General features: G+C 66.6%; 13 protein-coding genes. 6 read left to right on the top strand and 7 right to left on the bottom strand.

From position 1 onward, the window contains the following. Positions 1–248 precede the first annotated feature (248 nt). The 3 genes from ACXAJT_RS10860 to ACXAJT_RS10850 all read right to left on the bottom strand — a co-directional run bounded on the left by ACXAJT_RS10860 (position 249) and on the right by ACXAJT_RS10850 (position 2,573). Positions 249–860: a LysE family translocator gene (locus ACXAJT_RS10860; RefSeq protein ID WP_475235202.1), complete on the bottom strand. Its 612-nt coding sequence runs from the start codon at positions 858–860 to the stop codon at positions 249–251. A 189-nt stretch (positions 861–1,049) separates the two neighbouring features. After that, on the bottom strand, positions 1,050–1,850 hold the full coding sequence (locus ACXAJT_RS10855; protein ID WP_475235201.1) for a helix-turn-helix domain-containing protein: 801 nt from the start codon (positions 1,848–1,850) through the stop codon (positions 1,050–1,052). A 126-nt stretch (positions 1,851–1,976) separates the two neighbouring features. Next, positions 1,977–2,573 (bottom strand): TetR/AcrR family transcriptional regulator, encoded by a 597-nt coding sequence (locus ACXAJT_RS10850; protein WP_475235200.1) that lies wholly within the window; start codon positions 2,571–2,573, stop codon positions 1,977–1,979. Positions 2,574–2,674: 101 nt separating this feature from the next. On the opposite strand from ACXAJT_RS10850, the gene ACXAJT_RS10845 reads away from it, so the two are divergent. Further along, the gene (locus tag ACXAJT_RS10845; protein ID WP_475235199.1) at positions 2,675–3,859 is read left to right on the top strand and encodes an MFS transporter; all 1,185 of its coding nucleotides are present in this window, start codon (positions 2,675–2,677) and stop codon (positions 3,857–3,859) included. Positions 3,860–4,076: 217 nt separating this feature from the next. Here ACXAJT_RS10845 and ACXAJT_RS10840 read toward each other — a convergent pair whose 3' ends face one another. Both ACXAJT_RS10840 and ACXAJT_RS10835 read right to left on the bottom strand, forming a co-directional pair. Beyond that, positions 4,077–5,312 (bottom strand): aminotransferase-like domain-containing protein, encoded by a 1,236-nt coding sequence (locus tag ACXAJT_RS10840; protein ID WP_475235198.1) that lies wholly within the window; start codon positions 5,310–5,312, stop codon positions 4,077–4,079. Continuing rightward, entirely contained in the window at positions 5,309–5,560 is a 252-nt protein-coding gene (locus ACXAJT_RS10835) for a hypothetical protein (RefSeq protein WP_475235194.1), read from the bottom strand. Before ACXAJT_RS10835 ends, ACXAJT_RS10840 begins: the two co-directional genes overlap by 4 nt. Positions 5,561–5,571: 11 nt before the next feature. On the opposite strand from ACXAJT_RS10835, the gene ggt reads away from it, so the two are divergent. Further along, positions 5,572–7,272, top strand: coding sequence for a gamma-glutamyltransferase (gene ggt / locus ACXAJT_RS10830; protein ID WP_475235192.1), 1,701 nt, complete (start codon positions 5,572–5,574; stop codon positions 7,270–7,272). 30 nt (positions 7,273–7,302) lie between these two features. Here the strand turns inward: ggt and ACXAJT_RS10825 are convergent, their stop codons facing one another. After that, the gene (locus tag ACXAJT_RS10825; protein WP_475235191.1) at positions 7,303–8,151 is read right to left on the bottom strand and encodes a MurR/RpiR family transcriptional regulator; all 849 of its coding nucleotides are present in this window, start codon (positions 8,149–8,151) and stop codon (positions 7,303–7,305) included. Positions 8,152–8,202: 51 nt separating this feature from the next. Next, complete coding sequence (locus tag ACXAJT_RS10820; protein WP_475235188.1) at positions 8,203–8,988, bottom strand: N-formylglutamate amidohydrolase; 786 nt, start codon at positions 8,986–8,988, stop codon at positions 8,203–8,205. A gap of 173 nt (positions 8,989–9,161) precedes the next feature. On the opposite strand from ACXAJT_RS10820, the gene ACXAJT_RS10815 reads away from it, so the two are divergent. The 4 genes from ACXAJT_RS10815 to ACXAJT_RS10800 are packed head-to-tail and all read left to right on the top strand — an operon-like array spanning position 9,162 to position 14,185. Continuing rightward, entirely contained in the window at positions 9,162–10,550 is a 1,389-nt protein-coding gene (locus tag ACXAJT_RS10815; protein WP_475235184.1) for a M20 family metallopeptidase, read from the top strand. Between the two features lie 2 nt (positions 10,551–10,552). Then, positions 10,553–11,188: a cysteine hydrolase family protein gene (locus ACXAJT_RS10810; RefSeq protein WP_475235183.1), complete on the top strand. Its 636-nt coding sequence runs from the start codon at positions 10,553–10,555 to the stop codon at positions 11,186–11,188. A gap of 18 nt (positions 11,189–11,206) precedes the next feature. After that, positions 11,207–12,529, top strand: coding sequence for a type I glutamate--ammonia ligase (locus ACXAJT_RS10805; RefSeq protein ID WP_475235180.1), 1,323 nt, complete (start codon positions 11,207–11,209; stop codon positions 12,527–12,529). A gap of 3 nt (positions 12,530–12,532) precedes the next feature. Next, positions 12,533–14,185 carry a flavin monoamine oxidase family protein gene (locus ACXAJT_RS10800; protein WP_475235177.1) on the top strand — a complete coding sequence of 551 codons (1,653 nt, stop codon included), beginning with the start codon at positions 12,533–12,535 and terminating at the stop codon, positions 14,183–14,185. The last annotated feature ends 90 nt before the right edge of the window (positions 14,186–14,275 follow it).

The raw sequence follows: 14,275 nt of genomic DNA, 5'->3' as shown, positions 1-14,275 counted from the left end.
AGCCGGACGGCTCCCGTGGGACCATGCTCTTTCGCCATAATCGTTATTCAGTCTCGCTTTCGTTATTCAAAAGCGGGCCCAAGCGGGTGTGATGCCGGTCGCGTGATATTTTGCAACTAAGTGCAAGTGCAAAGGTGATACTCTTGCCAAGGCAATTACTTTGCCGGTTCAATGACCTGCACCTATGCCCGCAGCAAGGCGGCCAGAGCGCTCAAGCACTGTGATCCGACAACGGCTCTGCTGCCTGATCAGTCTGGCGTGAAAGCAAGCTTGGCGGCGAGCAGCGCGAAAGCGCCCGCAAAGCCGCCGCGCAGCCAGGTCATCACTGCCGGGCGCGAGGCAACATGGCCGCGGACCTGCGCGGCAAGCGCGCCGTAGCCCACGAAGACGACGAAGGTCATCGCCATGAAGACCGCGCTGAGCGCGAGCATATGGACGACCGGCTCAGACGCCTCGGCGGGCACGAACTGCGGCAGGAAGGCAAGAAAGAACACCGCGAGCTTCGGGTTGAGGATGTTGAGGGCGAACCCGGTCAGCGCCACCCGTCTCAGAGGCTTCTGGCGGTGCTCTGGCGCTATGTCCAACGCGCCTTTCTCACGCACCACGGCCCAAGCCATCCAGAGCAGGTAAAGCGCGCCGGCGACCCGGAAGATCTCGAATGCCAGCACACTTGTTTGCAGCAGCGCGGCGAGCCCGAGGATCGCTGCAAGCATCGCAGGCAGGATTCCCAAGGTGCAGCCAGCAGCCGCCACGACGCTTGCCCGCCTGCCCTGAGAGAGCCCGATGGCCAGCGTGTAGAGAACCCCGCTGCCGGGCGCGAGCACGACGATCAGCGAGGTCAGAAGGAAAGCTGAGTCCATGCTCAAGCCTCCTGTGCGGCGATATCTGTTGCCGCCCCCGCGCGTCCCGACACCGCGTGGGCCGCTGTCCCCTGCGGGACGCATGAACTTCTAAGTGAACCGGAAAAGCGCATCGCACCCTCATCGCTGCATTGCGGATGCCTGAGGGATAGAGCATCGCAGCGTGGCGCGGCTTGAAGAAAATTGCCTTTAGGTGCCAGTGGCTGCCCTGAACCGTCCGGGCGGGAGGCCGAACTGTCGCGCGAACGCTCGGGTCAGATGGCTCTGGTCGGCAAAGCCGGCCGCCAGCGCCGCCTCTGCGATCGGCAGGCCCGCGGCGATTGCCGAACGCGCACGTTTCACCCGATGTTGGGTCAGATAAGCATGCGGTGTGGCGCCCACCTCCCGCGAAAACCGACGCAGGAAAGCGTAACGGCTCATTCCGGCTTCCGCCGCGAAATCCGACAGCGAAAGCGATGCGCCCCAGTTCTGTGCGATCAGATCAAGCACCCGCGCAACCGATTTGGAAGACGCCTGCCCGCGCGAGGGTCCCATGTCGACCGGGCGATCTCCGCGAAGGCTCCGGATCGCGACAAATAGCGCCTCCTCAAGCCCGGCTTGATCCGGATGCTCTGCCGCCACCGCCGCAAAGGCCTGCGCCACGGCGCCGCGTGTCGGGGCATGCGAGATCACCGGATCGCGCCATTCCACACTTGCCGCCGCCATATCGCCGAAACGAGACAGCGCCTCTGGGGTCAAAAACAGCATCCGCCAGTGGCGCGGCGCGCCGGGACGCCCCCGACCATCGTGCATCTCGCCCGGGTTCACGGTGATCACGTCGCCCGGCCCGGCCTCGACCAGCCCCCGCCCGCTCCAACTGTCCTGACCGCCCGAGACGAGATAGCCGAAGCCAAACTCGTCGTGGCTGTGGCGCGGAAAACTCCGGTCCGAGCGGAGCGCCAAAGCTTCGATCCCGTCTGCCGCGATCTGATGGTGCAAGGCTTCGTGCATATTTTCGACTAGAGGTCCTGCAATCTGCGTGTGGCCCTATCGGGCGTCAAAATAAGCATAGGGCGACAAGTCGTCTCCGCGCACGGGAAACATGGGTTTTGCCGGACACAGGGGCGCGAGCCCCGGTCAGACAGTACTGCGCAGCCCTGCGATCAGCGTGTGAAGCACATCTCTCAGGCGGGTTTCGACCTCTTCAGAGTCGGTCTCGAGGTATTCCAAGACCAGTCGGGGATGATGGAAGCCGTACATCGCAGATTGCACCAGCCGGGCCGCATAAATGGGGTCTTTCAGGTCGGGGATCGCCTGAAGCAGCAGCATCGCCATCTGATCGCGCCAGATGTCCTTGTAGCGCTGCACCACGTCGCGCAGCCGGTCGGTGGCTTGGCAATAGGCCTCGTAAAGTTCGGGGTCCTTCACCGCCGCCGCGCGTTTCAGGCGCAGCCGCTGGATCAGCCATGTTTCGAGCCGTTCCTCCGGAGTGCCGGGGCCTGTGACGGCGGCGCGCAATTCCTCGTGCGCCATGTCCAGCCAGTGCCCCACAACCGCATCAAGGATCTCTGCCTTGCCGGAGAAGTGCGCATAGAGCGCGGCATGGCTGACGCCGAGTTCAGCCGCGATATCCGTCACCCGCAGCTTGCTGTAGCCAGCCGACTTGATGCGCAGGTTGGCCACCTCGACCGCACGTCGTTTCAGTTCTTCGGGGGCAAGTCCCGTTCGCGGCATCGCCCTGGCCCTCTCCTCTGGCAGCGCACTTGATTGTCTTCTTCTTACAAGTTACAGATTTTGTAAATTGTAATTCCTCCCCGTATGTACAGGTGCCTCCCATGGGTTCTCTTCTGAAGGACCGTCGCGCCGTCGCGTTGCTGCTTGCTGCCACGCTGACGGTCATGTCCAATGCCATTATCAGCCCCGGCCTGCCGGGGATCGGGGCGTATTTCGCCGCAACTCCCAATGCCGACCTGCTGACCCGTCTGCTGATCACCGCGCCGTCGCTGACCGTCGCCGTGATCGCGCCCTTCGCGGGGCTCTTCGTCGATCGCGTGGGCCGCAAACCCATGCTGATCACCGGCGCAGCGCTCTTCGGCCTCGCGGGCAGCGCCGGGCTCTGGGCCCCTTCCCTGCCTCTGCTGCTGGGGACCCGCCTGATCCTCGGCGTGGGCGTTGCCATGCTGATGACCGCGATGACCGCGCTGGTCGCGCAGTATTTCCACGGGGCCGAACGCGGCAGATTCATGGGCCTGCAAATGACCTTCATCAACTTCGGCGGGCTGATCTTCATCGCGGTGGCGGGGCAACTGGCCAACCATTCAGCCTTTTATCCTTTCGCACTCTATCTGGCGGGCCTGCTGTACCTGCCGATCCTCTACGTCTGCCTCGAAGAGCCCAAGAGTCATTCTCACGAAGACGGCAGCCATCCGACCGCGCAGGGGCAGGACGGCTGGCAGATGGTGTTGGCGCTGGCACTGCTTCTGCTGGGGCTGACTTTCGCCACCTTCTACATCCTGCCGACACAGATCGCTTTCTATCTCGGAGAGCTTGGCCACACAGACCCAAGCACCGCCGCGATGATGATGGTCTGCGTGACCTTTGCCGCCGGTGCGGTGGCCATGATCTACCCGAAGCTGCGCGGAGTCCTTGGTCGCGGCGGCGTGCTGGCCGCGGGCTTTCTCATGCTGGCCGCCGGGTTTCTGCTGATGAGCTACGTCACGCTGGTGCCGATGATTGCGGCAGCCTCGCTACTCGTGGGCATGGGGCCGGGCCTGATCGTGCCGACGTTGCTGAACTCCACATTGGACGCGGTGCCGATGCGGCATCACGGCAAGGCCTCGGGGGCGCTGACCTTCAGCCTCTTCATAGGTCAGTTCATCTCGCCCATCCTGACACAGCCGCTGATCAAGGTGGGCGGCTTCCACATGGCCTTCATGGTCTTCGGCGCAGCGGCACTGGTGGGCGCGGCACTGGCGATCGCGATCTTCCGCGAGCGCAGCGCGGGCCTTGCGCGCGCCTGAGGGTGCTGGAGCGCGACATGCGAGGGACCGGTGCCAACGCGCCGGCCCCTTTTATCATAGGCCTGTAGACTGGACGCGAAGGCCGTTGCGCACTCCACTTTTCACGCGGGACGGCCCGCCATCGCGCGGCCAATCGGGGCGTCAGGCGATTGCATGAACCCCCGCTTCTTGCCTCACGACCTCGGCCTCCCTCACAGCGAGGGCACCCGAGCGGTTTTCAGGCCCCCCTGAGGTCCGCGACGGCGCCCGCGAGGCGACGCACCGCCTCTTCCAGCTTCTCGGGCGTGTTGGCGGTGAAGTTGAGCCGCGCGCCTCTGCGGTTCCGGCCCATGGGGTCGAAGACCGAACTCGGCGAGATGCAGACGCCATGATCAAGACCGACCTTCATCAGCCGGTCGGTGTCCAATGTCGGATCGGTCGCGGTGATCCAGACGAACATGCCACCGACGGGCCGGGTCCAGGTAAAAACGCCCGCAAGGTGCCGCTCGAGCGCGTCGCACAAAGCGTCGCGGCGAGGACGGTAGGTGTCGAGGCTACGCGCCACGGCGACGTCCATCAGCCCTCCGGTCATCGCCGAGGCGACGATGCGTTGCGACAGGCTTGAGGTGGCCAGGTCCGACCCCTGCTTGACCACGGTCCCCGCCGAGATGATCTCGGGCGCGGCGATCATCCACCCGGTGCGCAGCCCCGGTGCCAGTTCCTTGGACACCGTGCCAAGGTAGATCACCGGACCATCGTAGAGCCCATCGGCGCGGGCCGAGCCGTTTGCCTTGGCGTCCAGTTCGATCATCCGCGGCAAAGCGGCCCCATCGTAGTAAAGCGCGCCATAGGGATCATCCTCGACCAGCGGCGTGCCGGCGGCCCGGGCATCGGCGACGAGGGCGCCGCGCGTGGCGGTATCAACCAGCGCGCCGGTCGGGTTCGAGAAATTCGGCACGGTATAGGCAAAGCGCGCGCCTTCGAGCGCACCCGGTTCGCCAAGCTGCGCCATTTCCAACGGTCGGTAAGATGGGTAGCGCGGTCGCCAGGCATCAAGTGCACCAAGATAGGTCGGTGACTGCGCGGCCAACACGTCGCCGCGGTCAATGAACAGCTTGCCGAGTAGATCGAGGGCCTGCATGCCGCCCGAGGTCACCAACACGTTCTCCGGCCCCAGCTTTAGCGGTCCACGGCTGTAGCGCGTGGCGATCGCGGCCCGCAGCGCCGGCAGCCCCTCGATCGGGGCATAGGCGAGGCTTTCTGCGGGATGATCGAGCACAGCCGTATGCGCCAGCTCGGCCAGCGCCTCGGCAGGATAGGTCACAGGATCGGGCAGCCCGCCGCCGAGGTTGATCAGCCCCGGAATGCTGCCGGCGTTGAGGAAGGTGCGGGTCACCTCGTTGGTGTCTTCGAGCCACGCGGCGCACGCGACCTGCCGGGTATCCTGCGAACAAGCGGAGAGACTGTCGGTCATCGGGCGGGCTCCTGTGCGGTCGGCGTTTTCGGGCCGTACAGACCCTTGCGCGGCAGGCCCCCTTCGAAGACGAGGTTCACCACGTTCCACCCCACCGTGCCAGACATGCGTGCCGCCCTGCCCGGCGCGATGGCGCGCAGCGGAAAAAGGCGGCACGCAGAAAGCAAATTCTCTGCGCGCGCCCGGCATCCACGATTGCGATCGCCGTCATTGCGCAGTCTAAACGGCAGCACCTTATTTCGCAGCATCGAGGCCCCGGATGACCCCGCAAACCTACCGTGTGAAAACAACCAAGCATCCGGTGCGGGCCCGCGGTGGCCTTGTCACGGCGAACCACCCGCTGGCCGCGGCTGCCGGGTCCGAAATGCTGTCGGCGGGCGGCAACGCGGTGGACGCGGCGGTCGCCACGCTGCTGACGCTGACCGTGGTCGAGCCGATGATGGTGGGCATCTGCGGCGGCGGCCTTGCGCAGTTGCGCCTGCCGGACGGCAGCCATGAGATCATCGAGGGGCTCTCCTGCGCCGGCTCCGCCGCCGAGCCTGAGATGTTCACGCCCGTTTCGGACGAGCCAGCGCGCTACATGGAAACCGCCGGACGGCGCAACGATGTCGGCCGCGCCGCCGTGGCGGTGCCGGGCAGCCTTGCCGCTTGGGCGAGGATGCACGCGCGCCATGGCCGCCTGCCGTTTGCCGATCTGGTGCAGCCGGCCATCCGCCACGCCCGCCGCGGCTTTGTCGCGACGCACTACCTTGCCGGGGCGTTGCAAGACAGCCTCGCCTATGTCGAGGGCGAGGTGGACCCCGAGTTCGCCCGCATCTTCATGCCCGGTGGCCGCGCGCTGCGCCACGGCGACCGGCTGGTGCAGGAGGACTACGCCCGATCGCTCGAGCTTATCGCCGAGCAGGGCGCCGCGGCGCTCTACGGCGGTGCGCTCGGCAAGGCGCTGATCGAGACGCTCGCCCAAGGCCCCCTGCCCGCGGCGCATCTGACCGAGGCTGACCTGACCGACTACGCGCCCCAGATCCTCGAGCCGATCCGCGGCAGCTACCGCGGCTTCGACGTCTACGGCCCGCCGCCCCCGGCGTCCTCGGGCGTACATGTCCCGCAGATGCTCAACATGCTGTCGCAGTTCGACCTTGCGGGCATGGGCTTCGGCAGCGCCGAACGCGCGCACCTGCTGGGACAGGTCATGCGGCGCACCTTCGTCGACCGCAACCGCTACAGCGGCGACCCACGCTTTGTCGATGTGCCGGTGGCGCGGCTGATCTCGGACGACTACGCACAGGCGTGTCTCGCCGATCTGGAGGCCAGCGATCCGCAGATGCCCGACCGCGCCGGCCGCGAGAGCCGCGACACCACCCATATCACCGTCGCCGACGCGGATGGGCTGATCGTCAGCGCGACCTTCACCATCAACGGACTCTTCGGCGCGAAATTCGTGGTGCCCGGTACCGGGATCATCCCCAACAACTACAACTGGAATTTCGACCCGCGCCCCGGCAAGGCACTCTCTGTGGTGCCCGGCAAGCGGGTCCCAACCTCGATGGCACCGCTTATCCTGACGAAAGGCGGCAAGCCGTTCCTTGCCCTCGGCCAGCCCGGCGGCACACGCATCTTTCCTTCGGTGATGCAGGCAATCCTCAACGTTGTCGATCACGGCATGGACCTGCAGGAGGCGGTGGAGGCCCCCCGCGTGTGGTCGCAGGGGCAGGACATCGAGCTAGAGCCCGCCTTCCACCACCTCGCACCCGACCTGGAAGCGCGTGGCAACGAGGTGAAGAAAGTGAAGCTGGTGGGCGGCGGCCTTAACGCCATCCGCTTCCACGACGACGGTAGCATGGAGGGGGCGTGTTGCTGGCGCGCCGACGGCACGGTCACCGGCCTCGGCGGCGGTCTTGCTGCCGAAGGGGTGCGGTTCTCTCTGGAGATCAAGGACGAGGACGAAGACGCAGCGGGGTGAGCCCCCACCAAGACCCCCGCCAAGGCCCCATCAGCTCGGGTCGGTGACCCGGTTGGCGGCGCGGAATGCCTCGATCTGCTCGATGCGGCGGCGGCGCTGCGGGTCCTCGCTGGTCAGCATCTGGGCGACCAGCGCCTCTATCTGCGCCAGCGCCGGGGCCATCGTGTCGTAGGGCGACTGCACCTCCACCGGGCAGACAAGGCTGACGTCTGCCTTGGCGGCCAGCGGGCTCTGCCAACGGTCGGTGAACAACACCACCCGCGCCCCTGCTTCTGCTGCCTGACTGACAAAGCTGTTCACATCGGTCTGATAACGCCGGTAGTCGAACGCCAGCACAAGATCGCGCCGCCCAAGGTCAACAAGACGGTCAAAGCTGCTCTGCGTCACCTGCGGCATCCAACTGACGCCGGGGCGGAACTGTTCGAGGTGCTGCACGAGCATCCCCGCGAGGAACCGCGAGAACCGCCCGCCGATGGCCAGCACGCTGCGGCTTTCGGTGATCAGCCGCGCCGCCTTCTCGTAGGAGCGCTGCGGCGTTAGCCCCGCCGTGTCGCCGACCGCATCGCGCGCCGAGGCAAGATAGCTGTCGGCCGGGCTGTCCGACCCCCCGGTGGCGCGGCTGTCCATCATCGACAGCGGCGAGCGCAGCCGGTCCTCGACCTCGCTCAGCAGGCTGGCCTGAAAGTCGGGAAAGCCGTCGAAGCCGAGCTTGACCACAAGGCGGATCACCGTCGGGTCCGACACGCTCGCCCGTTTCGCAAGGCTGCTCGCGGTGCCGAGCCCGGACGTCGGGTAGTCGTTCAGCAGAACCTGCGCGATGCGCGCCTCGGCCGGGGTCAGGCTGATCTCTTCGCGCGTCAGCAGATCGCGAATGCTCATGCGGTCGTCTCCTTGCGCGCCACCGCACTCATCCGCGCCCATGATCCGGCCTCAGATCTGCGCAAGCACGTCGGCGATTACATCTGTCCAGGCGTCGATCGCTGCCGGTGCCGCCAGGGTATCATTGCGCAATTCCAGCAACAGGGCGTCGTTCCCGCGGGCGTCGCCATGGATCGGAATCGCGTAGTCGTCACCATCTCCGACCGCGTAGGGTTCGTCCAGCGCGACGCAGAGGCCGGGGGTGTGAAGGCGTGTCTTGCTGACGAATTCCTCGGCAAGCGCCCGCGACTCGCCGGCCAGCACGCCCAAGTGCCAGGGCCGGGTCTCGCCATGGTAAACCGGCGTGAAACTGTGCACCGCAAGGATCCGCGTGCGCCGACCCTCGGCCTGCCGCCGGTCGAGGATCGCCGCAAGGCGCTCATGAAATAGGCGGTGAATGCGGTCGATGCGCTCGGCGCGGGCGCTCTCCGTCAGCCCTTGGTTGCCCGGCACCTCGATGTCTTCGGAGCGCTGCGGGATCAGGCTGGGCATGTCCAGCGGGCGATTGAGGTCGATCAGCAGCCGCGAATAATTGGCCAGCGCGGCCTCGGCATTCAATCGCTGCGCCAGCGCGCGGGTCAGATCCGCCGCGCCCGGGTCCCACGCGACATGCGCCCGGCGCTGGTGCTCTGGCAGGCCAAGGCGCTGAAATTCCTCGGGCATGTAGGACGACGCGTGTTCGCACACCAGCAGCCAGTCGGAGGTTCCGCCCTCGTTCATGACGGTGCAGGGCGCGGGCCAAGCCTCGGCGGGATTCGCCTGCGCTCTTGGCGCGGACGCCTGTGCTGTCTGTGTCATGGGCGGGTCTCCAGATAATTCACCGGGCAGTAACACGCCGCGCAGAATGTAATGCAACCTAAATTTTATCTGCCTGTCGTATTTCTGAAAGATTATTGACATGAGGCGCAGCGCGTTCATAGTTGCCGCAATCCCGCGCGCGGCGGGGGCGGCACGCCCTGAAGGACCCCAGTTTGAGCCAGACAACCGACATCGCCACGTCCAGCCCCGACAGCCAGCAGGCCGCGCGGGACAAGGTCTGGGCCGTGCTCGACGCCGAGCCCGACTGGTCGGTTGAACTGGCGGCGCAGCTGGTGCGCATTCCCTCGGTGAACCCCAAGTTCCCCGCAGGCACCGCCGGCGTCGACATCGCAGGCCGTGAAGCCGAGGTGCAGGCACTGCTGGAGCGCGAACTGACCGCGCTCGGGCTTGACTGCCGCCAGTGGGACGCGCTGCCGGGCCGTCCCAACCTCGTAGCCAAGACCGAGGCCGGAGAGCCTGAACGCTCGCTGATCCTGTGCGGCCATATCGACGTCGTACCGGTGGGCGATGCCGGGGAATGGAGTTACGATCCGTTCTGTGGCGAAATCCGCGACGGGCGCGTTCTGGGGCGCGGCGCAATGGACATGAAGGCCGGGCTGGCCTGCTGCGTTGCTGCGATGCGCGCCGTGCGCAAAGCGGGCGTGCGTCTGCGCGGACAGGTCGCGCTGCATTCCGTGGTCGACGAAGAAGCTGGCGGTTTTGGCGCGATCTCGGCGGTCGAGCAGGGCGAGACCGCCGCCGCCGCGATCATCGCCGAGCCGGCACAGGGCGAACTGCACCTGTGTCAGGGCGGGCTGGAATGGCTGCGCGTGACCATCCGTGGACGGCAGGGTCATTCGGCCTATCGGTACAAGGGCTACTGGCCGCAGCCGCACGATCAGAAAGGCGCGCCCGACCCGATCAGCGCCGCCGACATCGCCACCCGCTTTCTTGCCGCGCTGCGCGATTACGAGGCCGCCGTGGCCCGCACCCATTCGCATCCGCTGATGCCTGCCGGGGTGAACCATTTCGGCGTCGGCAACGTGCAGATCGGTGCGGGCATGGGGCCGGATGGGCTGCCGCAAATCATGAACAACCCCGGCATCACCCCCGACGTCGCGGTGATCGACATCGATATGAAATTCATGCCCGATCAGACGTCGACCGAGGTGCGCGCCGATTTCGAGGCCTTCGTCGCCGGTTTCTGCGCCTCGGACCCGTGGCTCCGGGCGCATCCGATCACGGTTGACTGGAAGCTCTACGGCCTGCAGTTCCCGCCGATGAACACCAGCCCCGACCATCCGCTGGTCGGCGCGATCCGCAACAGCCGCCGCACGCTGACCGGGCAGGACACACCGCTGCGCGGCTCGATCGGCGTGACCGATGGCGCGCATTACGCCGCCGCCGGCGTCACGGCGCTGCGCTACGGTCCGGCCGGAGCCAACCAGCACGCCGCCGACGAATGGGCCGACGTGGCCTCCATCCGAGAAACCACAAAGGTCTTCGCCGCCGCCATCCTCGACTGGTGCGGGGTGGCCGAGACTGAGCTTGCAAGGACATGACCATGACCCTCCCCGCGCGCGATGCCGCCTTCGTTCCCGGCGAGACCGGCCTGCTGCTGGTTGACATGCAGCGTATCTGGCTCGACCGCGCCTATGCCGGCCACGAGGCTGGCGGCGGCCCGAAGGATGAGTTCTACGATGCCGTCGAGCAGGTAACGATCCCGGCGTGCGAGAAACTGATCGCCGCCGCCCGCGCCGCGGGGGTCGAGGTGCTGCACACGATCATCCAGAGCCTCACCGAAGATGGCCGCGACCGCTCGCTCGATCACAAGATGACGCCGATCCATCTGGCGAAATCCGATGACCGGGCGCTGCCCGTCCCCTCGCTGATGCCGGAGGGTGACGAGATCCTGCTGCCGAAGACCTCTTCGGGCGTGTTCAACTCGACCAATATCGACTACCTGCTCAAGAACCTCGGAGTGAAGCAGTTGATCGTCTGCGGCGTGATGACCGATCAATGCGTCGACATGGCGGTGCGCGATGCCGCCGACCGCAGCTACAGCGTCTACGTCGCTACCGATGCCTGCATGGCCGCCACCGCCGAGCGCCACGAGACCGCGCTGAGCGCCTTCGGCGGGTATTGCTTCGAAGGCACCACCGATGACATCTGCGCCCGCCTCGCGGCGATGGCCAACTGACCGCAAGGAAGGACCCCAATGACCACCCCGACCGCCACCAACCTTGCCGCCGTCGTCACCACCGACCTTACCGCGATCACGCGCGGCCGCTTCGTGCCCGCCCCCCGCATCGCGCGCATGGGGCAGACCGGCGTCGGCTGGGTGCCCGCGAACCTGTCGCTGAAGCCCGACGGGCACATCATCGACGCCGACATCTGGGGCTCCTCCGGCGACCTGCGCCTGCTGCCCGACCCCGACGCCCGCTTTTCCACCGAACTGACCGGCGCACCGACGCCCTTCGACATGGTGATGGGCAATATCACCGAGCTCGACGGCACGCCTTGGTCCGGCTGCGCCCGCAGCGCGCTGATCGCGGCGCTGGACGCATTCAAGGCCGCCACTGGCCTCACGCTGATCGCCAGCTTCGAGCAGGAGTTCCAGATCCTCGGCGCCGATTGGGCCCCAGCGCATGTCTTCTCCTATCAGGCGATGCGCCGCGCCGAACCCTTTGCCGGGCAGTATTTCGCCGCGCTCGAGGATGCAGGGATCGACCCCGAGGTGCTGATCGCCGAATACGGCGAGAACCAGTACGAGGTCACCTCCGGCCCGATCGACGCGCTGACCGCCGCCGACCGCTGCGTCGCAATCCGCAAGATCACCCGCGAGATGGCCCGTCTTGCCGGATGGCGCGCGACGTTCGCGCCGAAAACCGCGCCGGATGCCGTCGGCAATGGCGTGCACATCCACTTCAGCTTCCTCGACGAAGCGGGCAACCCGGTGACCTTCGACGCCGCGCGCCCGGGCCGGCTGTCGCAGGCCGCAGGTGCCTTCTGCGCGGGCATCGTTGAGCATATGCCGGCGCTGCTGGCGCTGACCGCCGCTGCGCCCTCGTCCTACCTGCGCCTGAAGCCGCACAACTGGTCCTCGGCATGGACTTGGCTCTCCGAGCGCGACCGCGAGGCGAGCCTGCGCATCTGCCCCACCGTCGAGATCGGCGGCAAGGATCCGGCCAAGCAGTTCAACGTCGAATACCGCGCCGCCGACGCCACCGCGAACCCCTATCTGGCACTGGCCGCGCTGGTGCGCGCCGGGCTCGACGGCATCGAACGCGGCCTCGAGCCGCGCGTGCATGCGGGCGATCCGGAGGCGCTTTCGAGCGAAGAACGCGCCGAGAAGGGGTTGGCACGGTTGCCCGAAACCCTTGAGGCGGCGCTTGATCTGATGGCCCAGAGTGAGGCCGTGAAAGGCTGGTTCCCGGCGCCGCTGCTGACCACCTTCGAAAACGTCAAACGCGCCGAGGCGGCAGATGCCGCCGCGCTGACCGACGCCGAGATCTGCGACAAGGCCGCCGGGGACTACTGACTGATGACCGCTCCGCTGACCGCCTTCGGCCCCGACTTTCCCTTCGCCTACGATGACTGGCTGACCCATCCCGCCGGAATGGGCAGCCTGCCACCCGAAGCGCGCGGACGCAGGGTCGCGGTCATCGGGGCCGGTGCCGCAGGCATGGTCGCCGCCTATGAGCTGATGCGCATGGGGCTGCACCCGGTGATCTTCGAGGCGGGCCGCATCGGCGGGCGCCTGCGCTCGGAGCCGTTCGACGGCACCGACGGCATCATTGCCGAACTGGGCGGGATGCGCTTTCCCAAATCCTCGGCGGGCTTTTACCACTATCTTGGCAAGCTTGGCCTGAAGACACGCCCTTTCCCCAACCCGCTGACGCCCGCCTCACCGTCGACGGTGATCGATCTCGAGGGCGACACGCATTACGCCGAGACGGCTTCAGATTTGCCGCCGCTCTTCGCCGAGGTCGCCCGCGCCTATGACGCCGCGCTTGAGGAAAGCGCCAGCTACACGGCGCTGAAGGATGCCATCCGCAACCGCGACGCCGCCCGCGTCAAAGAGCTGTGGAACCCGCTGGTGCACGAGTGGGACGAGAAGACCTTCTACGATTTCGTCGCCTCCTCCAGCGCCTTCAAAGCGCTGAGCTTCCGGCACCGCGAGGTGTTTGGCCAGGTCGGCTTCGGCACCGGTGGCTGGGACAGCGATTTCCCCAACTCGATGCTGGAGATCCTCCGAGTCAACCTGTGCGAACTGGACGACAATCAGGAATACGTCGAAGGCGGAGTCGAGCAGATGCCGCAGCAGCTCTGGCGTCACGCGCCGGACGACTGCGTGCACTGGCCCGCTGGCACCACGCTGGCGCAGCTCAATGGCGGCGCCACCCGCTCGGGCGCCTGCGCTATCAAGCGCCGCGACGAACAATGGATCGAGGTCACCGACCGCTGGGGCCGCAGCGAGGCCTTCGAGGCGGTGCTGGTGACCGCGCAGACCCACCTGCTGACCACCGCGATCCGCACCGAAGAGCGGCTGTTCGACCAGAAGCTCTGGATGGCGCTCGACCGAACCCGCTACATGCAGGCCAACAAGGTCTTTGTGATGGTCGACCGGCCATTCTGGAACGAGCGCGATCCCGAGACCGGGCGCTTCCCGCTGTCGATGACGCTGACCGACCGGATCACCCGCGGCACTTATCTGTTCGACAATGGCCCCGACAAGCCGGCGGTGATCTGCCTGAGCTACTCATGGATGACCGACGCCCTGAAGTTGCTGCCGCATGGCACTGAAAAGCGGGTGGAATTGGCTCTGGACGCGCTGGCGCAGATCTACCCCGGCGTCGATATTGCGAGCCACATCATCGGCCAACCGATCTCGGTCAGCTGGGAGGCCGACGAGCATTTCCTTGGGGCCTTCAAGGGCGCCCTGCCGGGCCACTACCGCTACAATCACCGCATGTACCGCCACTTCATGCAAGGCGGCATGCCTGCGGCGGAACGCGGTGTTTTCCTGGCGGGAGACGGCATCAGCTGGACCCCGGCCTGGGTCGAAGGCGCGGTGCAGACCGCGCTCAACGCAGTCTGGGGGATCATGACGCATTTCGGCGGGCACTGCGCGCCGGAGAACCCCGGTCCGGGCGATGTCTTCGACACGCTTGGGCCGATCGCGCTGGATGACTGAGGCGGACGATTGATTTGCGCTCGGCAAGCCCGTAAGGCGCCTGCCGCGGCGTCAGACAGGGCGGCCAACCGCCAAGCACCACGCAACCAT

The sequence above is a fragment of the Salipiger sp. ABF4_146 genome (assembly GCF_056161345.1).
The sequence above is the reverse complement of the archived record's forward strand: the minus strand, read 5'-3'. Positions and strand labels throughout refer to the sequence as shown.